The 22551-nt window shown below is 39.2% G+C and carries 20 protein-coding genes; 11 read left to right on the forward strand and 9 right to left on the reverse strand.

Going from position 1 to position 22551, the window contains the following annotated elements:
* Positions 1-4: 4 nt before the first annotated feature.
* Genes ACLCDL_RS07445 through ACLCDL_RS07465 form a run of 5 tightly spaced genes read right to left on the reverse strand, consistent with a single transcriptional unit; the run spans position 5 to position 3580 of the window.
* Positions 5-940, reverse strand: a complete 936-nt coding sequence (locus tag ACLCDL_RS07445) for a bifunctional riboflavin kinase/FAD synthetase (RefSeq protein WP_423147655.1) — start codon at positions 938-940, stop codon at positions 5-7.
* 11 nt (positions 941-951) lie between these two features.
* Positions 952-1677, reverse strand: a complete 726-nt coding sequence (truB, locus tag ACLCDL_RS07450; protein WP_423147656.1) for a tRNA pseudouridine(55) synthase TruB — start codon at positions 1675-1677, stop codon at positions 952-954.
* Positions 1677-2471: an undecaprenyl-diphosphate phosphatase gene (locus ACLCDL_RS07455; RefSeq protein WP_423147657.1), complete on the reverse strand. Its 795-nt coding sequence runs from the start codon at positions 2469-2471 to the stop codon at positions 1677-1679. Before ACLCDL_RS07455 ends, truB begins: the two co-directional genes overlap by 1 nt.
* The gene (locus ACLCDL_RS07460; protein WP_423147658.1) at positions 2472-2702 is read right to left on the reverse strand and encodes a DUF3098 domain-containing protein; all 231 of its coding nucleotides are present in this window, start codon (positions 2700-2702) and stop codon (positions 2472-2474) included.
* On the reverse strand, positions 2702-3580 hold the full coding sequence (locus ACLCDL_RS07465; protein ID WP_423147659.1) for a cell division protein FtsX: 879 nt from the start codon (positions 3578-3580) through the stop codon (positions 2702-2704). Before ACLCDL_RS07465 ends, ACLCDL_RS07460 begins: the two co-directional genes overlap by 1 nt.
* 196 nt (positions 3581-3776) lie before the next feature.
* On the opposite strand from ACLCDL_RS07465, the gene ACLCDL_RS07470 reads away from it, so the two are divergent.
* The 4 genes from ACLCDL_RS07470 to murI all read left to right on the forward strand — a co-directional run bounded on the left by ACLCDL_RS07470 (position 3777) and on the right by murI (position 11407).
* Positions 3777-4655: an ROK family protein gene (locus ACLCDL_RS07470; protein ID WP_423147660.1), complete on the forward strand. Its 879-nt coding sequence runs from the start codon at positions 3777-3779 to the stop codon at positions 4653-4655.
* Between the two features lie 112 nt (positions 4656-4767).
* Entirely contained in the window at positions 4768-7602 is a 2835-nt protein-coding gene (leuS, locus tag ACLCDL_RS07475; protein ID WP_423147661.1) for a leucine--tRNA ligase, read from the forward strand.
* A gap of 145 nt (positions 7603-7747) precedes the next feature.
* The gene (locus ACLCDL_RS07480) at positions 7748-10237 is read left to right on the forward strand and encodes a TonB-dependent receptor (RefSeq protein ID WP_423147662.1); all 2490 of its coding nucleotides are present in this window, start codon (positions 7748-7750) and stop codon (positions 10235-10237) included.
* Positions 10238-10588: 351 nt separating this feature from the next.
* Entirely contained in the window at positions 10589-11407 is an 819-nt protein-coding gene (gene murI / locus ACLCDL_RS07485) for a glutamate racemase (protein WP_423147663.1), read from the forward strand.
* Positions 11408-11444: 37 nt separating this feature from the next.
* Here the strand turns inward: murI and ACLCDL_RS07490 are convergent, their stop codons facing one another.
* The 4 genes from ACLCDL_RS07490 to ACLCDL_RS07505 all read right to left on the reverse strand — a co-directional run bounded on the left by ACLCDL_RS07490 (position 11445) and on the right by ACLCDL_RS07505 (position 15743).
* Positions 11445-12245 (reverse strand): NIPSNAP family protein, encoded by an 801-nt coding sequence (locus ACLCDL_RS07490; RefSeq protein ID WP_423147664.1) that lies wholly within the window; start codon positions 12243-12245, stop codon positions 11445-11447.
* Positions 12246-12257: 12 nt separating this feature from the next.
* Entirely contained in the window at positions 12258-12704 is a 447-nt protein-coding gene (locus ACLCDL_RS07495) for a c-type cytochrome (protein ID WP_423147665.1), read from the reverse strand.
* Positions 12705-12707: 3 nt separating this feature from the next.
* Positions 12708-14012, reverse strand: a complete 1305-nt coding sequence (locus ACLCDL_RS07500; RefSeq protein ID WP_423147666.1) for a PQQ-dependent sugar dehydrogenase — start codon at positions 14010-14012, stop codon at positions 12708-12710.
* Positions 14013-14282: 270 nt separating this feature from the next.
* Positions 14283-15743, reverse strand: coding sequence for a glycine--tRNA ligase (locus tag ACLCDL_RS07505; RefSeq protein ID WP_423147667.1), 1461 nt, complete (start codon positions 15741-15743; stop codon positions 14283-14285).
* A 153-nt stretch (positions 15744-15896) separates the two neighbouring features.
* Here ACLCDL_RS07505 and ACLCDL_RS07510 point away from each other — a divergent pair, with 153 nt between their 5' ends.
* The 7 genes from ACLCDL_RS07510 to ACLCDL_RS07540 all read left to right on the forward strand — a co-directional run bounded on the left by ACLCDL_RS07510 (position 15897) and on the right by ACLCDL_RS07540 (position 22497).
* Positions 15897-16619, forward strand: a complete 723-nt coding sequence (locus ACLCDL_RS07510) for an ATP-binding cassette domain-containing protein (RefSeq protein ID WP_423147668.1) — start codon at positions 15897-15899, stop codon at positions 16617-16619.
* A 122-nt stretch (positions 16620-16741) separates the two neighbouring features.
* Complete coding sequence (locus tag ACLCDL_RS07515) at positions 16742-17275, forward strand: outer membrane beta-barrel protein (protein WP_423147669.1); 534 nt, start codon at positions 16742-16744, stop codon at positions 17273-17275.
* A gap of 136 nt (positions 17276-17411) precedes the next feature.
* Positions 17412-17942, forward strand: a complete 531-nt coding sequence (locus ACLCDL_RS07520) for a hypothetical protein (RefSeq protein WP_423147670.1) — start codon at positions 17412-17414, stop codon at positions 17940-17942.
* A 67-nt stretch (positions 17943-18009) separates the two neighbouring features.
* Positions 18010-18738 (forward strand): gliding motility-associated ABC transporter permease subunit GldF, encoded by a 729-nt coding sequence (gene gldF, locus ACLCDL_RS07525; RefSeq protein WP_423147671.1) that lies wholly within the window; start codon positions 18010-18012, stop codon positions 18736-18738.
* Positions 18732-20414 (forward strand): gliding motility-associated ABC transporter substrate-binding protein GldG, encoded by a 1683-nt coding sequence (gene gldG / locus ACLCDL_RS07530; RefSeq protein ID WP_423147672.1) that lies wholly within the window; start codon positions 18732-18734, stop codon positions 20412-20414. The genes gldF and gldG overlap by 7 nt, the downstream gene beginning before the upstream one ends.
* Before the next feature lie 80 nt (positions 20415-20494).
* Positions 20495-21619, forward strand: coding sequence for a DNA polymerase III subunit beta (gene dnaN, locus ACLCDL_RS07535; RefSeq protein WP_423147673.1), 1125 nt, complete (start codon positions 20495-20497; stop codon positions 21617-21619).
* Positions 21620-21765: 146 nt separating this feature from the next.
* Complete coding sequence (locus tag ACLCDL_RS07540; protein ID WP_423147674.1) at positions 21766-22497, forward strand: DUF4397 domain-containing protein; 732 nt, start codon at positions 21766-21768, stop codon at positions 22495-22497.
* Positions 22498-22551: the final 54 nt, after the last annotated feature.

The following is a 22551-nucleotide window of genomic DNA, read 5'->3' on the forward strand; positions in this document are numbered from 1 at the left end:
ATAATCAGAAATCTTTATTTTGAAGGATTAGTGAAGCCGTATCCTGATCTTTCTCTATTTGCCGGCGCAAATCTTCCAGCGTATCAAACCTGGCATCACCTCTTATAAACTCTATAAAGTGCAACCGAATATCCTTACCGTACAAATCCTGATCGAAATTGAAAATATTGGCTTCAATATTTCTGCTCATCCCATTTAAGGTAGGGCGTGAGCCCAGGTAGGCCATGCCGTTAAATAAGGTTTTATCAGCCTCTACTCTTACAGCATAAATACCGTCGGCAGGTAAGATTTTATAAGTTTCGGCAATTAAAAGATTGGCTGTAGGAAATCCCAGTTTGCGGCCAATTTGGTCGCCGCGAATTACTTTCCCGGTAATGTGAAAATGATAGCCTAGAAAATCCTTCGCAGTCCTGACATCTCCTTTTAAAAGAGCTTCACGGATTTTTGTTGAACTTACTGCCACATCGTGAATATCCTGCTCAGGAATTTCTTCCACTTCAAAGTTATATTGAGGAGCAAGCCTTAACAAGTCAGTAAGTCCGCCTTCACGGTTTTTTCCGAAACGATGATCGTATCCTATAACAATTTGCTGCGTGCCGATCTGCTCTACCAGGATTTGTTTAATATACTCTTCCGGCGCCAGATTCGAAAAATCCCTGGTAAAAGGGGTAATAATCAGGTGATCAATTCCAAGGTCTTCCAGTAACTCGGCCTTTTCGTCTATAGTAGTTATTAGTTTAAGGTTTACATCTTCAGGATGGATAATCATGCGTGGATGCGGGAAGAAGGTAAGAATTACAGTTTCTCCTCCACGCTGTTCAGCTACTTCAAGTAACCGTGAAATAATCTTTCTATGACCGATGTGAACACCGTCGAAAGTACCAATAGTTACTACTGAATTTCTTTTATCGAACTCTGCTAAATTCTTGTAAACTTTCATTTCTTAAAAATTTACTTTAGTTGCTCCTGGTGTTTTAAATCGCGTATAAGAGTAACCAGTTCCATCACTTCGTATGCGTTTTCTACTTTGAAGTCTCCACTTCTGGTGCGGCGCAGTTTAGAAAGGTAGGCACCATTCTGAAGCCGTTTCCCAAAATCATGTACCAGGGAACGGATGTAAGTTCCCTTGCTGCAAACCACTCTGAAATCAACCTCAGGAAGTTCAATTCGTGTAAGTTCAAACTCAGAAATCGTAACTTTTCGCGATTTTAATTCTACCGATTCACCTCTGCGGGCCTTCAGATACAATCTTTCGCCGTCAATCTTAACAGCTGAATGTGCCGGTGGAAACTGATCAATCTCGCCTATAAAATTCAAGCAGTTTTGTTTTAATTGTTCCGCACTGAGCGTGGAGATGCTAAACGTTTCATCTACCTCTGTTTCCAAATCGTAAGAAGGAGTGGTGGCGCCCAATATCATGGTTCCTGTATATTCTTTTTCCTGTGCCTGGTATTTATCAATCTCTTTAGTGAGTTTTCCGGTACACAGTATAAGCAAACCTGTTGCCAGCGGGTCGAGAGTGCCGGCATGGCCAACCTTTACCTTAAGGGGTTTTAACGAGTTCCTGATTTTTCCTACCACATCAAAGCTGGTCCAGTGATAGGGCTTATTTATAAGAAGAAGTTCGCCTTGCTGGAATTGAAAATCCCGAAGGCTTTTTTTTGTTATTTCGTTCATCAAACCAACTGCAGTTCATGTCCTGCTAATAAAAAAGCAAGAATAACTCCGCCAATAATAATTCGGTACCATCCAAACAGTTTAAAGCCGTGCTTGCTTAAATAACCGATAAAGCTTTTAATTGCAATCATGGCAACAATAAATCCTACAATGTTCCCAATTATCAAAAGATTTATTTCTTCGTTTGTAATGGTGTAGCCTGTTTTATAGAAGTCGTATATTTTTTTAACGGTCGCTCCGAACATGGTAGGCACAGCCAGAAAGAATGAAAACTCGGCAGCAGCTGTACGAGAAAGCTTTTGCGACATTCCTCCGATAATTGTAGCAGCCGATCTTGACACACCGGGAATCATGGCAATACATTGGAAGAGTCCTATTTTGAAAGCTGTAGGAAAAGAAATGCTATCAGAGTTTTCAATGGTAGGATTGTTAAACCATTTATCTACAAAAAGAAGAATAATGCCTCCGAGCAATAGCGTGATGGCAACAGTAAGCGGACTTTCAAGGAGCCTGTCGATCATATCGCTGAATAAAACTCCAAAAATGATAGCCGGAATAAAGGCTGTAAGCAGTTTGAAATAAAAATTAAAGCTTTGAAAAAAGCGCTTGAAATACAATACTACTACCGATAATATAGTTCCAAGTTGTATTGCTACCGTAAAGAGTTTAACGAATTCATTCGACTGAATTCCCATGATGGAAGAACCGATAATCATGTGGCCTGTTGAAGAAACAGGCAAAAACTCGGTAAGGCCTTCGATGATTGCCAGGATTATTGCTTGAAGAACGGACATTTAGCGATCAGATTTTTTTAAAATGGCGAAGAAGCCAATGGTAAATCCGATAAGAACTACGATAGGAGCCAGTACAATCTTGCGGAAATTGTAAATATCTGTTTCGCCAATCATCAGGATAAAACCCAATGCAACCACTGCAATACTGACTAACATCCAGCGGTAATTATCTTTTCCAAATACAAAGCCGATATGTTTGCTTTCTGTATCTGTAATTTTTTTTTGTGCCATTATCTGTAAAGGTCGTAAATTTTTAAACGTAAATACTTGCTCACTGCAAAATAAGTACTCAGAGCAGAGATAAGTATTCCTACACCAATAACTGCCAAAAATACAAATATAAATTCGAACCAGTTTCGCAGTATAATGAGTTCGGGTACCTGTTGCTGGGCAAAATACAAGGTAAGAAGCAGGAGAATGACCGCTATTAAACCCGCTATTAACCCATGTAGAATCCCAAACCCTATAAACGGTTTACGTATAAAGTTTTTTGTAGCACCTACCAGCTGCATACTTTTTATCAGGAAACGTTGTGAGTAAATAGCCAGTCTGATCGTATTATTAATGAGGGCAACGGCAATGATCAGAAGAATAAGAGCGAAGGCAAGAATAACAAGCCCGATTGTGCGTATATTCTGGTTTACCATATCAATTAATGATTTTTGATAAACCACTTCTTTTACCAGCGGATTTCGGCCTAGTTGCTTGCTGAGAGCTGTAATGCTGGCATTATTGGCATATTCTGCCTTCATATAAACATCAATTGAGGAAAGCAACGGGTTGTAGCCTAAAAATTCAACGAAGTCTTCTCCAAGGTCGTTGGTTAAATTCCTGGCCGCAAGTTCTTTACTCACATATTGAGTTTTTAATACATACTTATTGGCATCAATTTGTTTTTGCAAAGCCAGTACATCCACTTCTTTAGCGCCTTCATTCACTATGATATTAAGTACAATGTTTTCCTTTACATAGTTAGAAAGGTTTTTGGCATGTACAAGTATAAGGCCAAGTAAACCCAGCATAAGCAGTACAAGCGCAATGCTTATTACAGTGCTTATATATATTGTTTTAGTTTTCCGTGCTGCAGAGCTTTCTTCAAATTCTTCCATCTTGTATGGGCTAAATCAGATTGCGAAAATAAAGATTTAACGCAAGCTAATAAAGGTTAAATATAAAGAATTACATCTTTTAACAAATTGAAGGCACACGAAAAATAAACCCTTCTTTTAAATTATAATACTTTAAACCCTTTTTATATTTTTGCGTACAAGCATAAAAATTTTAGTTTGCTTTAAATGTTTTGGTATGAATAACGAGATTGTAATAGGAGTTGCCATAGAAGACGCTCACATTTCTGCAGGTATTGTAGACCTGGAAACGAGAAAAGTTATTGGAAGTTCTTTACAACGAAAAAGGGTTAATCCTTCCGGTTCGGCTGATGAAATAATTTCATCATGGGCTAAGGTTTTAAAAGATGTGGCAGGTTCTGCATCAAAAGTAAAGCTGGGAATTGGGTTGCCGGGTTTGTGCGAGTACGATACGGGTGTTTATTTAATGAACGATAAAGGCCGGTACGATAGTTTATATAAATCAAATCTGAAGGAATTACTTTCTGCTCAAATGGGCATTACGCCCGCAGACATTCGTTTGCTGAACGATGCCGCGTGTTTTTTACAGGGAGAAGTTTTTGGAGGAGCTGGAAGAGGTTTCAGAAGATCTCTGGGAGTAACCCTTGGTGTAGGTCTTGGCAGTGCAACCTATGTAAATGGTGTGGTTCAAGATGCAGACCTGAAAGATATGCCTTTGTTTGAGGGAGTAGCTGAAGATTATATTTCTATAAGATGGCTTCTTCAACGCTTTGAAACCCTGTCAGGTATTAAAGTAAGAGACATGATAGAATTAAAACAGCTTGCAGCTACCGATTCAAGGGTACAGCTTGTGTTTGACGAATTTGCAGAAAATATATCGCAGTTTTTAGTACGTTTTATAAGCCAGCATAATCCTGAAATAGTAATTATCGGAGGCTTTATGGAAACGTTTAATCGTTTCTTCTTCGATAACCTGACCAGGAAAATGCCTGCTCTTGGCATTAGAATTCCAATTCTACGGGCAGTCTTAGGCGAACAGGCGAGCGTTATTGGCGCTGCTTCTACCTGGTATGAAGCCAAAATGATCCACGCTTAATCGCATCCTTCCTTAAAATAAGCTCTTATTATTTAATCGTAATACAGATAATATTGAAAGTACCCTTATAAATAGGGTATTTTCTTATTTTCGCATTTTATTATTACGATTCATGGATTATCAGTTCAGAGATATTGAGAAAAAGTGGCAGCAATTTTGGGCAGAAAACCAAACCTATAAGGTTGATAATAACTCAGAAAAGCCAAAATACTACGTGTTGGATATGTTTCCCTATCCTTCCGGGGCGGGACTTCACGTAGGGCATCCTCTGGGATACATAGCTTCTGATATTTTCGCAAGATATAAAAGGTTAAGAGGATTTAATGTTTTGCACCCAATGGGATATGATTCTTTTGGCTTGCCTGCAGAACAATATGCTATTCAAACCGGTCAGCATCCTGCTGTTACAACCGAAACCAATATAAAAAGATACCGCGAGCAGTTGGATAACATTGGCTTCTCTTTTGATTGGAGTCGCGAAGTACGTACCAGCGATCCCTCTTATTACAAATGGACACAATGGATCTTCATGCAATTATTCAATTCCTGGTATAACCTGGAATCTGATAAAGCTGAATCAATAAACACGCTGGTAACTCATTTGGAAACTTATGGTACAGCAGCTTTAAATGCGGTGGCCGATGAAGATGTTCTGGTATTATCTGCTGAAGAGTGGAAGCAAATGTCTGAAGATGACAAACAACGGGAACTTTTAAAATACCGGCTTACATATTTAAAAGAAAGCACAGTAAACTGGTGTCAGGCCTTAGGAACTGTTTTGGCGAATGATGAGGTGAAAGACGGAGTATCAGAACGTGGTGGACATCCCGTTGAACAGAAAAAAATGATGCAATGGAGCATGCGTATCACCGCTTATGCAGACCGCTTGCTTGAGGGGTTAAATACAATCGACTGGCCCGAACCTTTGAAAGAGATGCAGAGGAACTGGATAGGAAAGAGCGTGGGGGCTTCAGTAAAGTTTAGCCTTTCCATCCCGATAGCTATCGGGAGAGGGGAAATTGGTCCTATCGAAGTATTCACTACCCGGGTAGATACGTTATATGGGGTAAGTTTCCTTGTATTGGCTCCCGAGCACGAACTTGTTCCGTTGTTAACAACTGCTGAACATAAAGGGGAAATAGAAGCTTATATCAGCCAAACTAAAAAGAAGTCGGAATTAGACCGCATGGCTGATACGAAAACAGTTTCAGGCGCTTTTACCGGAAGTTATGCAATTAACCCTGTAAGCGGAGAGAAAGTTCCGGTATGGATAGCTGATTATGTTTTGGCAGGATATGGAACAGGCGCTGTAATGGCGGTACCATCAGGAGATCAGCGGGATTATTTATTTGCCCGGCAATATAATCTTCCTGTTATTCAAATCCTTGATTCTCAAAAAGACCTGGAACAGGAAGCCGATGCAACTAAGGAAGGAAAATACATTAATTCTGGAATTATAAATGGCCTAACTTACCAGGAAGCGGTTCCAGTACTAATTAAAAAGTTGGAAGAGCTGGGTGCTGGCAGAGCGAAAGTGCAATACCGGATGCGGGACGCTATCTTTGGTCGCCAGCGGTACTGGGGAGAACCTGTGCCGGTATATTTTAAGCCTGCTGATACAAGCGGAGAAGAGTTACCTCATCTTATCAGTAAAGAAGAACTTCCTTTGGTATTGCCGGAAATTGATAAATACCTTCCTACAGAAACAGGGGAGCCCCCCTTGGGAAGGGCAGAGAATTGGAAATATCAGGGGCAGTATGAATATGAATTAAGCACAATGCCCGGATGGGCGGGTTCCAGTTGGTATTGGTACCGTTATATGGCTTCTCCGGAAGAAAGAAAGGAAGATGTTTTTGCGCCAAAACCGGCTATTGAATATTGGAAAGACGTAGATCTTTATATCGGTGGTTCTGAACATGCGACAGGCCATTTACTGTACAGCCGTTTCTGGAATAAAGTTTTGAAAGACCTTGGCTATGTAATAGAAGAAGAGCCTTTTAAAAAGCTGATAAATCAGGGAATGATTCAGGGCAGGTCGAATTTCGTTTACAGGCTGATTAATGAGCAGGGCCAGGGAACCAATACATTTGTTTCTGCCGGAATTAAAGATCAGTACAAAACAACTGCTTTACATGTTGATGTAAATATTGTTGACACCGATATCCTTGATCTTGAGAAATTCAAAGGGTCAAGGGCAGAATACGCAGAGGCAGAATTCATTTTGGAAAACGGAAAATACATCTGCGGAGTTGAAATTGAAAAAATGTCTAAATCTAAGTTCAATGTCGTAAATCCCGACGATATTATTGAACGTTATGGTGCTGATACTTTACGGCTTTATGAAATGTTTCTTGGCCCTCTTGAGCAAAGTAAACCCTGGAACACCAATGGAATTGAAGGTGTATTTAAATTCCTCCGGAAGTTCTGGAAGTTATTCCATAACGATAAATTTGAATTTTCTGTTTCGGATGATGAACCAGTAAAGGCCGAATTGAAATCGCTTCATAAGATCATCAGAAAAGTGGAGGAAGATATTGAACGCTTTTCTTTCAATACTTCAGTTTCAAGTTTTATGATCTGTGTAAACGAACTGCAGGAGTTGAAATGCAATAAACGAAAGATATTACAGGAGCTTGTCATTGTCCTTGCTCCGTATGCTCCTCATATTACCGAAGAATTATGGAGCCTGCTGGGAAATGAAGCGGGTACTTTAACATACGCGACTTATCCGGCGTTTAATCCGGATTTCCTGGTAGAGGATGAGTTTGCTTATCCCATTTCAATTAATGGGAAAATGAAGATGAATTTAAGCATTCCTTTGAGTTTAGAAGTTCCGGAAATAGAAAAACTGGTGCTTTCCAGTGCAGATGTTCAAAAATACCTGGACGGAAAAACACCTAAAAAGGTAATTGTAGTAAAAGGCAGAATTGTAAATATTGTGCTTTAAAAATCCACTAATCAGAATAAAAGTCGCCTTACTACTACCAGGCGACTTTTTTAATTTCCGATTGCCGCTCTTGCTTATCAATTACCAGAAAAATCTTTGTAACAATCAATCCTGTTTTTCGACTAAATACTATTTAAACCAAATTATGAAACGCATATTTTTACTTATTGCATTTACTTGTTTAAGCACTGTTATAATGGCGCAGGTGCCAATGGGAGGAGCCTCCTCATTAAAAGGGCGGATATCAGGTGTGGTAATAGATTCGCTAACGCAAAAGCCCATTGATTATGTCTCTGTGGCATTGGGTAGGAGCGGATCCTCAAAAAGCACTAATGGTGCCCTGGCTGATGATAAGGGAGTTTTTAAAATTGACAATATCAGTCCGGGATCATATAAACTGACCATCACTTTTATGGGTTATACCACAAAGGTTATTGATCCTGTTACAACAACTCCAGAAAAACCGGATAATAATCTGGGACGGATTCTTCTTTCCCCTAATCAAAAAATGCTGAACGAAGTCGTGGTCCAGGGTCAGGCTGCGATTATTGAAAACCGGGTTGATAAAGTAGTTTACAATGCCGAGAAGGACGCTACGGTTTCCGGTGGGAACGCAGCAGATGTTTTAAGGAAGGTACCCATGGTTTCTGTTGACCAGGACGGAAATGTGTCGCTTCGCGGAAGCCAGAATATTAAAATATTGATCAATGGAAAGCCTTCCGGGGCGGTAGCGAGCAATGTTGCAGATGCTATGAAAATGCTTCCGGCAGATCAGATCAAAAATGTGGAAGTGATAACAAGCCCTTCTGCAAAATACGATGCTGAAGGAAGCGGAGGTATTATCAATATCATTACAAAAAAGAAAAATATGTCTGGTGTGAGCGGCTCTATAAGCGGGGGCTTAGGAACACGCCAAAACAATGGAAACGCCAATTTGAATATAAATCATAACCGGTTAAGTGTGGGCGGAAATTTTGGTGGAAATTTAACATGGCCGCAAACCAGCACAATAGAAAGTGAGACGAATACTGTTTTGGGTCAGCTTCAGGCATCGCAAAACGGAACCAGTCGAACTAAAAGGTATGCTTACATCGGTTCCGGGAATATTAGTTATGATTTTAACAATGCAAACAGTATTTCTTCCGGTATTCGTTTTAACCATGCCCAGTTTTCCACAGATGGAGAAACACAGAACTTTGATAGAAGTACGTATACTCAGAGCAACGATAGTAAAACTAAGTTCGGGAGTTTTGACTGGAACGGCGATTACGTAAGGAAGTTTAAAAAAGAAGGCCACGAAATTACACTGGCCGGGCAATGGAGCCATGGTATAAATTCTACTAATTTTATATCCTTATATACTTCTCAATACTCTAATCAGCTGGCAGATAACGAGGGTGTAAACGATGAATATACGGTTCAGGCAGATTACGCTTTACCAATTAATAAAGTAGTAAAATTTGAAGCCGGAGCAAAATCAATCACCCGTAATATAAACAGCGATTACCAGATTCAGAGACAATTGGTTGCAGGAGGATTTGTTCCGGATGCCAATGCTTCAAATGTATACGATTACAATCAGGATGTATATTCAGGATACTCCGTATTAACTTTCCAGTTAAAACACAATATAGGAATGCAGTTGGGAGCAAGGGTAGAAAATACTGAAATTAACGGTCATTCTACAAATTCGGTATCCGAAGGCTTGAAGGTAAATAACAGTTATACCAACTTTATTCCAAGCTTTTCTATCTCAAAAACTATTAAAACAAATACGTTTCGCTTAAGTTACAGCAAACGTATTCAGCGCCCAAGTTTACAGTATCTGAATCCTTTCAGAAATACAAGCAATCCGCAGTACCAGTCAATGGGTAATCCTGATTTGTCGCCGGAGGTTTCTCAAAGCCTGGAACTAAACTTTTCTACTTTTATTAAATCGTCTGTTATCAATACATCTTTATATTACCGGCATACAGATGATATTATTGAAAGCTTTTTAAGAAGAGAATCGTACACAACCATCGGGGAAAACGGAACTCCGCTGACCGATACGGTGAATCTTACCACCTTCAGAAATATCGGGAAGAATAATTCTTTTGGAGGAAGTTTCTTTGGCTCTGTAAACCCTGTAAAGAACCTTACTTTAAGGGGAAGTATTAATCTTTTCAGTTATAAGCCTACTTCCAGCAATGCTTTTCAGTCCGAATCTTCGAATAATGATAAGACATATCTTCAGTACAACGCCTTTGTGAGTGGTTCGTACACACTGCCAAAAGGATTTGTAACAGAAACGTTTTTAATTTTTAATGCACCACGCCGTACCGTTCAGGGCCGTTACCCATCCTTTAACATGTGGGTCCTTTCTTTCAATAAAGAGATTCTTAAGAAAAAAGGAAAGATCGGTTTGAACGTTATCGATCCGTTTTCGGAGCGTAAAAACTTTAAAACTGTGCTGAACAATGGCACCGTGATTCAATCTAACAATTTTTCAATGCCTTTCCGTTCTGTAGGTGTAAACTTTAGCTGGCAATTCGGTAAAATGAACTTTAACCAGCAGCAACCTAACAGAAAGAAGCGGGGTGTAAATAATGACGATTTAAAACAGGGCGAAAACCAGGGTGGACAAGGAATGTAATTTTAAATAAAATTACGCGGTTATAAAACATTTATACAATTCCGTCGTTCTGTACCCAGGTATTGAAGATTAAAAACGATAATCCGGTTCCCTTAGAAGGGGCCGGATTTTTTTGTTGAATAATTCCAAGTGTTAAACTTCTTTAACGTTTTTTAACTTTTTTTTAACATTTAGATAGCATGAACGTCCTTATCTTTGGGCATTGAAAAAGCGAAAAAAGATCCCTCACATAAATTGGTTATAATTGGTTAGTTAGAAAAAGCTCCTTCCCAGGGAGCTTTTTTATTTTCATGATTTCTAATTTTTCTTATCTCATTCGTATAACTTTATTTTCCTTTATTTTTGAATTAAATGGGCCCAATAGGTGTTTTCGACTCCGGTTACGGAGGTCTTACTGTTTTTAAAGAAATTATTAAAGAACTTCCCGAATACGATTATTTGTATCTGGGAGACAATGCCCGGGTGCCTTATGGAACCCGTTCATTCGAAACCGTGTATTCATATACGTGGGAGTGCGTACAACATCTTTTTAACAAAGGTTGCAGACTGGTTATACTTGCCTGTAATACCGCTTCAGCTAAAGCTTTGCGTACAATCCAGCAGAAAAATCTTCCCGCTTTAAACTCATTACACAAGGTGTTAGGTGTAATACGGCCGACTGCAGAAATTATTGGGCAGATAAGTAAAAGCGGACAGGTTGGAGTACTTGCTACCGAGGGAACTGTTGCTTCACAATCTTATGTGCTGGAGATTGAAAAGTTTTTTCCTGAATTTGAGGTTTACCAGGAAGCTTGCCCCATGTGGGTCCCTTTAGTAGAAAATAACGAAAGTGCTTCTGCCGGCGCTGATTATTTTGTAAAGAAGAATATCGATAACCTGATGCAAAAATCTGCGGAAATTGATACAGTAATTTTGGCCTGTACTCATTATCCGCTGTTGTTTGATAAAATAAAAGAATTTCTTCCTGTAAATGTTAAAATCCTATCGCAGGGAGAGATAGTTGCTAAAAGTTTGAAAGATTATCTATTTCGCCACCCGGAAATTGATAGCCTGTGTTCGAAACAGGGTAATATTGAGTTTTATACTACAGAGTCAACAGATTTATTTGATAAAAAAGCGGCAATTTTTTTAGGCAGGGAAGTGAAATCGAAGCATCTGCAGCTTCAGTAAAGAATTTGAAGGGAATTTAATTCCCTTCAAATTCCTTTTAAAAGTCAGAATAATCTGTAGGATATAAGAACAGAATATCTGCTTTAGAAACATTATTCTGGTACATCGGCATAGAAGAGAGTTTTTTCCATTCAGGGTCTTCTCCAAATGTTTTCCATTTTGCATCCCTTTCTGCTTTGTTATTAAAGGTAGTCATATACATGAGGTTGGGCATGTGGCTACCCGCTAAAACTTCCCCGTAAAATACTGCATTAAATCCTAAGCGTTTAAACAGTGGTACTTCTCCACCCTGATTAAACATATGTACCTTATTGACATAATATTTTTCAGTAGGGCCTTCGTAGCTTCTTAATTCATATATTCTTTCATTTTTTGCTCCTTTAAGTGCCGGTACAGCAGGTGCAGGCATTTCAGAAAATGCTTTTATCAGTATAGTTTCAATCCTTTTATAAGGAGCATCCTTATAATTCGCGTCAATGTATTCTTTGCCGTCAGAAAGGAATTTTTTATCCTGCTGAAGCTTTGCATCCAATTTTGAGAAATCTTCTAAAGACTGAAAAGGGATAAACACATAGATCTTGTCGTCCAGGCTGTCTTTCTCAACAGGTTTAAAAACTCCCGCTTTATTAATGCCGTTTCTGTGTAACGCCGGTAAGTAAGCCTTCTCCAGAAATTTTTCAACCTGTTCCTGCTGGGTTGAGTTTGCTAAATGGTAAATTTTCAGCTCATAGAAGTATCTTTTACCACTGCTTTGGGCATTAGCCGTAAAAGCTGCAAGGGAACAACAAAAAGCCAGTAAAGAATAAAAATAAGCCGAAGCTTTAAAGTGATTTTTCATTTTCAATTGATACTATTTATTTAAAGTTGCACGAACCATTTTTACCAATGCAGAATTTACCTGTGAAGCCTTATTACCGAAATTATTTCTTACATAAGTTAAGACATCTGCAACTTCCTGATCTGATAGTGCTTTAAATGGCGGCATTGTATTAGAGTAGTATTCCCCATCAATCTCAACCTGCTCGTTAAACCCGTTTAATACAATCTTAGCTAACTCGGTTTTATCGCCAAGTACGTAGGATGTTTTAATAAGCGGTGGATTTAACCGCGGAACTCCGCTTCCATCAACCTGATGACAGGTAACGCAATATTGGGTATATACTTTCTGTCCCCGTGCTATCGATTCCTTTAATCCCGGTTGCTGAGTTTTAGAAGCATTTTGTGCTTTTTTTGTTTGTCCGCTTAGCAACATACTGAAAGAGAGCAGGGATGCTGCTGTTAATACGAGTCTTTTCATTAATTATTTTGCTTTGTAGCTTATTTTATAGATGGTGCCTTTTGCATCATCAGAAACGTATAAAGATCCGTCTGGCCCCTGGGCTAATCCGCATGGCCGGTGTTCTGCCTGTCCGGGAGAAGTAATGTTTTCTGTGCCTGCAAAACCTTCTGCAAAAATTTCCCAGTCACCTGAAGGTTTTCCATTTTTAAAGGGAACAAAGGCTACGAAATATCCTGCTTGTTTTTCCGGCGCCCTGTTCCATGATCCATGAAAAGCAATGAAAGCACCATTCTGATATTTTTCAGGGAACATTTTTCCGGTATAAAATAATAATCCGTTTGGTGCTAAATGGCCGGGAAATGCAGCTACGGGATTAATAGCATCAGCACCGCCTTCTTTTTTACCATCTCCTCCATATTCGGGAGCTAAGATTTTTTTCTTCTGAATCTGGTCGTAATAAATATACGGCCAACCGGCGTTATCTCCTTTTTTAACCATATACATGGTTTCGGCGGGAAGAATGGCGGAAGTCTTTACATCATACAAATCCGGAAACAGGTCGTGCAACTGATCTCTTCCGTGCTGCATTACAAAAAGTTCATTTACCTGATTATTCCAGTCGAGGCCTACCACATTCCTTAAGCCGGTAGCGTAGCGTGCCCCGTCTCCATAACTTTGGTTTATTTTATTTGCCTTAAATTGCCAGATGCCCGCGGCAGAATCAAGAACGGGGCAGTTTTTCATGCCGGGAGATCCTTTGGTACGGTCTTGTTCCTGGCAGGCATTGCTGTAGGCTCCGATATTAACGTAAATATTGCCTGAATTATCTAACGTTATTGATTTGGATTCGTGCTGGCGGCGGTTGATTAAGCCGGTTACTATTTTTTCTGGTTTCTCCGGATCGATTACCTGGCCTTTATCATCTAATTTATACCTGAAAATTTCTTCATTGGAAGATGCGTACAGATAACCGTCCTTTATATAAATTCCAGTTCCTATATAATTTCCAAAGCCGGTTTGTTTATCTGAGATACCGTCGCCATTGGTATCCTGCAAGCGGATAATCCCTTTTCCGTTTAATAATTTTTCAAGTTTTACATAGATATCTCCCTGCGGAGTAACTGCTAAATGCCGGGCTCTTCCAAGGCCGTTCGCTACTTTTATCGCATCAAATCCCGTAGGTAGTTTTAAACCTGCAGCATCAGAGGGCTGATCATTTTGTGCGCTTTTCTTACCGCCTTTGCCTGGTTCTTTCGAAAAAGAAGCCGCTCCGATTCCAATGACGATTGCCGGAACAAATAAAGACTGAATAATGAATTTTTTCATCCGAATAAATTTTTTTTTAATGATAATAAAGCTATCGTGAGTTTAACAATCTTCGTTAAGTGCTCATGACGGTTCCATCAGGATAATTTTAATTGATATATGTCAATTTTGATATTGACAAATTGCTTAAAGCAATTGTTTAGCATCTGTAAAATTAGCTTAAAGTAAATTATTTTTTTACAGCGAATTTTTTCCTAAGAAGATTGTTACAAAAGGGTATAAACGGTTTATTTAAAATGAGGAAGCCGCTGAAATGCGGTTTCCTTTGACTTATTTTAATAAATTTTTCCAGCTAACCAAATCCCTTATAATACGGTCAAGCTCATTTATCGGAACCCGTTCCTGCTGCATTGAATCGCGGTGGCGTATAGTAACGGTATTGTCTTCTAACGACTGGTGGTCTACAGTGATGCAAAAAGGTGTACCGATTGCATCCTGTCTGCGATATCTTTTTCCAATAGAATCTTTTTCTTCATACACTAAATTATGGTCAAGTTTCAGTTTGTCCATAATTTCTCTTGCTTTTTCAGGAAGTCCGTCTTTTTTGGTAAGAGGGAGAATAGCGGCTTTAACAGGTGCTAAACAAGGATGCAGTTTTAAAACAACACGGCTGTCTTTTTTATCACCTTCACTCAAATCCTGTTCTTCATATGCGTTGATAAGTGTTAACAGGAACATCCGGTCTAAACCAATGGATGTTTCAATAACATAAGGAGTATAATTCTGATTGATCTCCGGATCAAAATACTGCATTTTTTTCGATGAGAATTGCTGATGCTGGCTCAGATCGAAATCAGTACGGCTATGTATTCCTTCTACTTCCTTAAATCCGAAAGGAAATTCAAATTCAATATCAACTGCCGCATTTGCATAATGGGCAAGTTTAGTATGATCGTGGTAACGGTATTTTTCAGAAGCTGTGCCTAAGGCTTTGTGCCAGTTTAACCGGGCTTCCTTCCAGTAATTGTACCATTCCATTTCAGTTCCGGGCCGTACAAAAAACTGCATTTCCATTTGCTCAAACTCACGCATCCGCATAATAAACTGCCTTGCAATTACCTCATTTCTAAAGGCTTTTCCAATCTGAGCAATTCCGAAAGGAATTTTCATCCTTCCTGTTTTTTGTACATTTAAAAAGTTTACGAAAATTCCCTGAGCAGTTTCGGGGCGAAGATAGATTACATCCGCATCGTCTGCTACAGCGCCCATCTGCGTAGAAAACATCAGGTTAAATTGCCTCACCTCTGTCCAGTTGCGGGTTCCGGAAAGGGGACATGCTATTTCATGTTCAATTATAAGTTCCCTCAAACGGCCCAGATCTTCGACTTTCAGTGCTTCATCCATAGCTGTTTGCAGCTTTTCCGCCTTTTCGTTCTTGCCTTCCTTCTCGTATTTTGCTATACGGTCTTCAAGAAGCTGATCGGCACGATAGCGTTTTTTGGAATCTTTATTATCGATCATCGGATCGTTAAAGCCATCAACGTGGCCGCTTGCTTTCCATATTTTAGGATGCATAAAAATGGCAGAATCTATACCTACAATATTTTCATGCAGTTGCACCATTGATTTCCACCAATAGGTTTTAATGTTATTTTTTAATTCAGCACCATTTTGTCCGTAATCGTAAACAGCGCTTAATCCATCATAAATCTCGCTTGATGGAAAAACAAAACCGTATTCTTTAGCGTGGGAGATAACGTTTTTAAAAAGTTCGTCGTTATTTTTGCTCATGATGCTGCAAAGATATAATTTCGATCCGATAGTTATCGGATTACGATTTGCCACTTACAATTTCCATCTTACCTAACACCTTAAACCTTTTACCTGCAACCTTTCGCCTTTCATCTTTCTATCCACTAACTTTGTTTCTATATTCAAGACCGTATGAGCATTCATGTTGAAAATCTTACCAAATTTTATGATAAGCAAAAAGCGATAGATGATCTGAGCTTTTCCGCGGAAAGTGGTAGAGTGTTGGGTTTTCTTGGTCCCAATGGGGCCGGAAAGTCAACTACGATGAAGATTTTAACCTGCTTTTTGCCGCAAACTTCGGGCAGGGCAAGTGTTTGCGGGTTTGACGTGGCAGACAACGCCATGGATGTACGAAAGAATATCGGTTACCTTCCCGAACACAACCCCCTGTATTTGGATTTTTATGTAAAAGAATCATTGGAATTTGTTGCCGACCTGCACAAAGTTCAGAATAAGAAGAAAAGGATTGAAGAAATTATTGAAATAACTGGTCTTGCGCAGGAGCAAAATAAACAGATTGGCCAGCTTTCAAAAGGATATCGTCAACGGGTAGGTTTGGCCCAGGCAATTTTACACGATCCTAAAGTGTTGATTTTAGATGAACCGACTTCTGGTTTAGATCCCAATCAGCTTATCGGCATCCGTAACCTGATAAAAGAACTCGGGAAAACCAAAACCGTAATTCTTTCAACGCATATTATGCAGGAAGTTGAAGCTGTTTGTGATGAAGTTGTTATAATGAATAAAGGTAAAATTGTCTTAAACAGGACTTTAGCCCAGCTTGAATCAGAATTCCCTGAACAAAATATGGAGCAGATCTTTGTCAGTCTTACAAAAACACTGGACCAAGTTTAATTTTTAATACTTGTATTTAAGCTAAAACCTCCTTTTATACAACTTAAGTAAAGAAAAAAGCAACTATTGCTTTTATGTAACTTTTTTGTTTATTTCGCGGCTTGAAATTTAAAACACAAATTATGAAAAAAATTTTACTAGCTGTTCTTATTGCATTTACAACAAGCTTCGCATTTTCTCAGGAAAGTTCTTCAAAAGGTAAAACTAAGTTTTCTATAGGTTTAGAGGCTGGTATTCCTGTTGGTAATGCAGGAGATTTATTTGGATTGGCAATTGGTGGTTCTGCTAAAGTAGAAGTGCCAGTAGCACCGTCTTTCTTTGTAACAGGTTCAGCAGGTTTTATTAACCTGTCATATAAAAAAGACATTAAAGATGCTTTTGAAGTGGTGGGGATAGATGCTCCCTCACAAAACTTTATACCTGTAAAAGCTGGTGGAAAATATTTCTTCAATAAAAATATTTATGGAGCTGGGGAATTAGGCGTAGCAATTGGTACGGCCGATGGAGCTGGAACTGCTTTTGCCTGGACTCCCGGAGTTGGTGTTGTATTTCCTGTTTCTGATAAAACTGATTTTGATGCCGGTGTACGTTACGAAAGCTGGTCTGATAATGGTTCCCTTGATCAGGTAGCTTTCCGTGTTGCCTTAAGATTCTAATTGATTTTTTTATCAAAGAAAGGCCGGAGCAATTGTTCCGGCCTTTTGTGTTTGTGATTAGCTGCATGTAAAATTAATATTAGAAACATTGCAATTTTTAGGATGTTAGTATTTTTAGCTCATTGATCTTGCCATAATGAAACGAATATTGCTTTTATTGGTACTTACCTGTAGTATAGTTGCTGAAGTAAATGCTCAGAAAACACCGTATCCGGTAAGGCCTAAAATAAATATTGGTGCCGAGTTTGGAATTCCTCGACGGTCGGGTTTTGGCGAGTATTTTAATTTTGGTTTTGGAGGCTCAGGTAAACTGGAAGTTCCCTTTACTGCTGCTTTATATGGTACTGCATCTGCCGGTTTTATTTCCTATTACAGCAAGCGAACGCTTATAGGGTCAAATGAAAAGCTGAATAACAAATCATATATTCCTTTGAAATTAGGAGTACGTTATTACTTAAGCAAAGCATTTTACGGTGCGGGTGAACTTGGAGCAAGTGTAGGAGTTCAACGAAATTCAGGTTCCTCCATGATATGGGCTCCCGGTGTTGGTTTTTTATTTCCTCTTTCCGAACGCGGAGCACTTGATGCAGGAGTACGATATGAGCGATGGGTACGCGACGGCGGGAATATTGACCAGGTAGGAATCAGGGTTGCCTACCAGTTTTAATATAAAGTATAGATATATTGCTTCTTTTAATGCAATTGTTTTAATTTCGGCACAGACAATAAATTCAGTGTTAACGGTATTAAAAAAAGAGATATCAGGCTTTTTTAACTCTTTAGTGGCTTATATAACCATTGGAGTTTTTTTACTTGTTGCAGGCTTATTTCTCTGGATATTTCCCGATTCCAGCATTTTGGAATACGGGTACGCCAGCTTAGAAAGCTTATTTAATATTGTTCCCTACCTGTTTATGTTCCTTGTTCCAGCAATTACCATGCGTTCTATTGCCGAAGAACGAAAGGAAGGTACATTTGAATTTCTGTCAACACAGCCTTTAACCGACTGGGATATTATATTGGGTAAGTTTATTGCCTCTTTGCTCATTGTTCTCCTGGCATTGATCCCCACGCTTATTTATTATTATACCGTTTATCAGTTAGGAATTGAAAAAGGAAATGTAGATACCGGAGCTGTAATCGGGTCGTATATTGGATTGTTCCTGCTTGGTGCGTCTTTTGTTTCCCTCGGGTTGTTTGCTTCTTCTGTCACTAAAAATCAGATCATTGCCTTCACTCTGTCTGTTTTTCTCAGCTTTTTTGCTTTCAGCGGCTTTGACTCCATTAGCGGGTTACTTTCATTACAAGCTATTAATACAGTTGTGGCGTCATTCGGAATTAACGAACATTACCAGGCAATCAGTCGGGGTGTGCTCGATACACGTGACCTGATTTATTTTTTAAGTTTTATAGCCTTGTTCCTGGTATTAACTAAAACGGTTTTAGGAGGGAGGAAATGGTAAGCAGGCGGAAAAAAGATTTAGGCTACCTGGCCGGTTTTATTGCAGTTATTGTTGTAATAAATGTGCTTTCGTCTTTCTATTTCACCCGGTTTGATTTTACAAGAGAAAAACGTTTCACGCTTTCTGCGATAACAAAGGAATTATTAAAACAGGTGAAAGACGATATCTGGGTAACAGTTTACCTGGAAGGAGATTTTCCTGCCGGATTTAAACGGCTGCGAAATTCAACCCGCGATCTCCTGCTTGATTATAAAGCGTATTCTAACGGGAATTTTCATGTTGATTTTGTAAATCCTTCATCAGGTAACCAGGAAACACAGGATCAGGTATATCAGGATTTAATGGAAAAAGGCTTGGAGCCAACTAATCTAAGTGTAAAAACAGACGAAGGGCTTACTCAAAAGGTTATTTTTCCTGCTGCGCTGGTAACGTATCACGGTAATCAAATTCCTGTTAAGCTTCTTCAAAACCGGATGGGGAGTGCACCGGAAGAAGTTCTTAATAACTCAGTTCAAAATCTGGAATATGCTTTTACAAGCGCTGTTAAAAAAATAACATCTGGCGGAAAGCCACGGGTTGGATTTACCGAAGGCAACGGAGAATTAACAGATCTGCAATTAAGTGATGCAATGAAATCGCTGCAGGAGGGATACGAAGTGGGACGTGTGGATTTAAGTGTAATTCCATTTGAGGGGCTTAAAAAGCTGAAATTGCTGGTAATTCCAAAACCGTCTAACGGGTTCTCTGAAGCGGAAAAATTTAAAATTGATTATTTTTTAATGCAGGGAGGGCGCATTTTCTGGGCAATAGACAATGTTAATGCCGAACTTGACAGCCTTAGGGGAGCCGGCACACAGCTTACATTTCCAAAAAAGCTTAACCTCGATGATATGCTGTTCCGCTACGGCGTTCGCATAAACTATAACCTGATAGCTGATATGAACTGTGCTCAAATTCCCTTAAATGTGGGTAATGTGGGTGGACAGGGGCAAATTCAAATGGTTCCCTGGTTGTTTTATCCTGTTTTTATTCCATTAAGTCAGCATCCTCTGGTAAAAAATCTGGATGGAATAAGAAGTGAGTTTGCAAATACGGTAGATACGCTTCCAGTAAAAGGAGTTAAAGAAACGGTTATCCTGTCTTCATCTCCGTATAGCCGGATAATAAAATCGCCGGCCATGATCTCTTTGCAAATGGTAGAGCAGGAACCCGATCCGAACGCCTTTAAAAGCGACCCCAAAACAGCAGGCGTTTTACTGGAAGGTTCCTTCCCGTCGGATTTTGTAAACCGGCCGGTACCTGAAGGGATTTCTGCAAGTATGCAAACCCGGGCTAAAAGTGTTCCCACAAAAATGGTTGTAGTGGGCGACGGGGATATCTTAAAGAACGATATCAGCAGCAAAGACGGATCTGCTTTTCCTTTGGGATACGACAGGTATACCCAGCAGCAATACGGAAATAAAAGTTTCTTGTTAAACGTGGTTGACTACCTTACCGATGAATCGGGTATAATTTCATTAAGAAATAAAGAAATTAAGATCCGATTGCTTGACAAGGCCCGGATTACCTCCGAAAAACTCTCCTGGCAGCTGTTAAATATCGTTGCTCCTTTAATAATGTTAATACTTTTTGGTATTTTTCAACATTACTATCGCAGACAAAAGTATGCTCGTTAAATTTTTTATTTTTGAGCAGTTAACCAGAGTATTGGCTACTTTAGGAAATATTTAAACCTTTCACACATCAGAATCGAGTTATGAGATTTATCGTTTCGACATCAACTTTGTTAAAACAGTTGCAGGCTGTTAACGGAGCTTCCAGCAGCAGTACGGTATTGCCTATTCTTGAAAATTTCCTTTTCGAGATTAAAGAGGGCAATCTGACTATTTCAGCTACAGATCTGCAAACCAGCATGACAACTTCGCTTCCTGTCGAATCTAAAGAAGAAGGTAAAATAGCTGTGCCCGCAAAAATTCTTTTGGAAACGTTGAAAACTCTTCCCGACCAGCCCATTGCTTTTACAATTGATGATAATACGTATGCTATTGAAATAAGTGCCGGAGACGGAAAATATAAACTGAGTGGTGAAAATGGCGAAGATTTCCCCAAAATTCCTACAGTAGAAAATGCTTCGTCTGTAAATCTGGCGGCATCCGTTCTTTCTGAAGCAATCAATAAAACCATTTTTGCTGTAAGTAATGATGAACTACGTCCTGCAATGACCGGAGTTTACCTTCAGTTAAGTCCGCAGCACCTTACTTTTGTTGCTACCGATGCGCATAAATTAGTCCGGTACCGCAGAAAAGATGCAAAGTCAGAAAGTGTAGCCTCGTTTATTCTTCCTAAAAAGGCATTGAACTTATTAAAATCATCTCTTCCTTCAGAAGATGTGAATGTTTCGGTAGAATATAACAGCACAAGCGCATTTTTCCGGTTTGGTAATATTAACCTGATTTGCCGTTTAATTGATGAGCGCTATCCCGATTACGAAGCTGTTATACCACAGCATAACCCTAACAAACTCACGCTCGACCGGGTTCTATTCCTGAATTCGTTGCGGCGGGTAGTAATCTTTGCTAATAAAACAACTCACCAGGTTCGTTTAAGAATCAGCGGCAGCGAACTGAATATCTCTTCTGAAGATATTGATTTCTCTAACGAGGCACACGAGCGCTTAGGTTGCCAGTATGAAGGCGAAGATATGGAAATAGGCTTTAACGCCCGTTTTTTGATTGAAATGCTGGGTAATTTAAGCGGCGAAGAAGTTACTTTAGAAATGAGTACGCCAAACAGGGCAGGTTTATTGGTTCCGCAAACAAATGATGACAAAGAAGATGTTTTAATGCTTGTAATGCCGGTTATGCTGAATAGCTACGCTTAAACTTTTAAATAATAAGTATAGTTGGGCCCGGTATTTCCGGGCTTTTTTGTTAAATTTAAATAATAAAAAAATTAACACTGCCTGTTACGTTCTGCCAAAACTCAACGTATAGTTTTAATAAAGAAGTAAAATAAATTTATAAAAAAATGAAGACCAGCCAATTAGTGAAAAGAAGAGTGTGTGTTTTTGTAGCGTTGCTATCGTTAACAACCGTATTGTCGTCCTGTCTTAAAAGTAAAAATGATGTGCCTGAGCCTGATATTGCTGCATTTTCTATTGTTAATTCATATCCCGGAAACGATGCGATAGATTTTTATATAGATAAAAGAAGAGTGAATTTACAGCCGCTGCTTTATACTCAAAGTACCGGTTATTTTGCTTTATACGTCGGTAAGAGAAGCGTAGATATTACGCCAAGTGCTACTACGTCTAAAATTCTTCATTCATCAACACCAACATTTGCAAAGAATAAATACTATACTCTTTTCATTGCAAGAAAAATGTCAACAAATGCCGATTCTTTACTGAGCATATTCACAACGGATTCTATACCAGCTCAGCCTTCGGCCGATAAAGCAAGAATTCGCTTTGCGAACCTTTCACCGGATGCTCCAACTTTGGATATTTTATTAAAAGATGGAACTCCGGTGATTACAGGCAAGGCTTTTAAAACTGTGTCTGACTATGTTGAAGTAGATCCGACAAAATCTGACAGTATTCGCATCCGTGCCACCGGAACAACAACAGATAAACTGAAAATTGCAGTTCCGTCAAAAGCGGGTAGTTCAATTACAATAGCTACCAACGGCTTATGGAGCGGCACTGCAGGAAAAGATAAATTTGGAGCCCAGGCAATAATAAATGTTCAAAAGCAATAAGTTCCTTACCAAATAAGTTACTAAAATATCACGGTAGTTTACCGTGATATTTTT

The sequence above is a fragment of the Rubrilithobacter danxiaensis genome, assembly GCF_047272945.1.
Taxonomy (GTDB): Bacteria; Bacteroidota; Bacteroidia; order Sphingobacteriales; family Sphingobacteriaceae; genus Rubrolithibacter; species Rubrolithibacter danxiaensis.

Excerpts from the sequence above, each read along its gene's own strand:
- truB (WP_423147656.1), bottom strand. The coding sequence starts at position 1,677 with ATGAACGAAATAACAAAAAAAAGCCTTCGGGATTTTCAATTCCAGCAA.
- ACLCDL_RS07470 (WP_423147660.1), top strand. The coding sequence starts at position 3,777 with ATGAATAACGAGATTGTAATAGGAGTTGCCATAGAAGACGCTCACATT.
- ACLCDL_RS07445 (WP_423147655.1), bottom strand. The coding sequence starts at position 940 with ATGAAAGTTTACAAGAATTTAGCAGAGTTCGATAAAAGAAATTCAGTA.
- ACLCDL_RS07505 (WP_423147667.1), bottom strand. The coding sequence starts at position 15,743 with ATGAGCAAAAATAACGACGAACTTTTTAAAAACGTTATCTCCCACGCT.
- ACLCDL_RS07510 (WP_423147668.1), top strand. The coding sequence starts at position 15,897 with ATGAGCATTCATGTTGAAAATCTTACCAAATTTTATGATAAGCAAAAA.
- murI (WP_423147663.1), top strand. The coding sequence starts at position 10,589 with ATGGGCCCAATAGGTGTTTTCGACTCCGGTTACGGAGGTCTTACTGTT.
- ACLCDL_RS07540 (WP_423147674.1), top strand. The coding sequence starts at position 21,766 with ATGAAGACCAGCCAATTAGTGAAAAGAAGAGTGTGTGTTTTTGTAGCG.
- ACLCDL_RS07520 (WP_423147670.1), top strand. The coding sequence starts at position 17,412 with ATGAAACGAATATTGCTTTTATTGGTACTTACCTGTAGTATAGTTGCT.
- ACLCDL_RS07460 (WP_423147658.1), bottom strand. The coding sequence starts at position 2,702 with ATGGCACAAAAAAAAATTACAGATACAGAAAGCAAACATATCGGCTTT.
- ACLCDL_RS07455 (WP_423147657.1), bottom strand. The coding sequence starts at position 2,471 with ATGTCCGTTCTTCAAGCAATAATCCTGGCAATCATCGAAGGCCTTACC.
- leuS (WP_423147661.1), top strand. The coding sequence starts at position 4,768 with ATGGATTATCAGTTCAGAGATATTGAGAAAAAGTGGCAGCAATTTTGG.
- ACLCDL_RS07515 (WP_423147669.1), top strand. The coding sequence starts at position 16,742 with ATGAAAAAAATTTTACTAGCTGTTCTTATTGCATTTACAACAAGCTTC.
- ACLCDL_RS07465 (WP_423147659.1), bottom strand. The coding sequence starts at position 3,580 with ATGGAAGAATTTGAAGAAAGCTCTGCAGCACGGAAAACTAAAACAATA.
- ACLCDL_RS07480 (WP_423147662.1), top strand. The coding sequence starts at position 7,748 with ATGAAACGCATATTTTTACTTATTGCATTTACTTGTTTAAGCACTGTT.
- ACLCDL_RS07500 (WP_423147666.1), bottom strand. The coding sequence starts at position 14,012 with ATGAAAAAATTCATTATTCAGTCTTTATTTGTTCCGGCAATCGTCATT.
- gldG (WP_423147672.1), top strand. The coding sequence starts at position 18,732 with ATGGTAAGCAGGCGGAAAAAAGATTTAGGCTACCTGGCCGGTTTTATT.
- dnaN (WP_423147673.1), top strand. The coding sequence starts at position 20,495 with ATGAGATTTATCGTTTCGACATCAACTTTGTTAAAACAGTTGCAGGCT.
- ACLCDL_RS07490 (WP_423147664.1), bottom strand. The coding sequence starts at position 12,245 with ATGAAAAATCACTTTAAAGCTTCGGCTTATTTTTATTCTTTACTGGCT.
- ACLCDL_RS07495 (WP_423147665.1), bottom strand. The coding sequence starts at position 12,704 with ATGAAAAGACTCGTATTAACAGCAGCATCCCTGCTCTCTTTCAGTATG.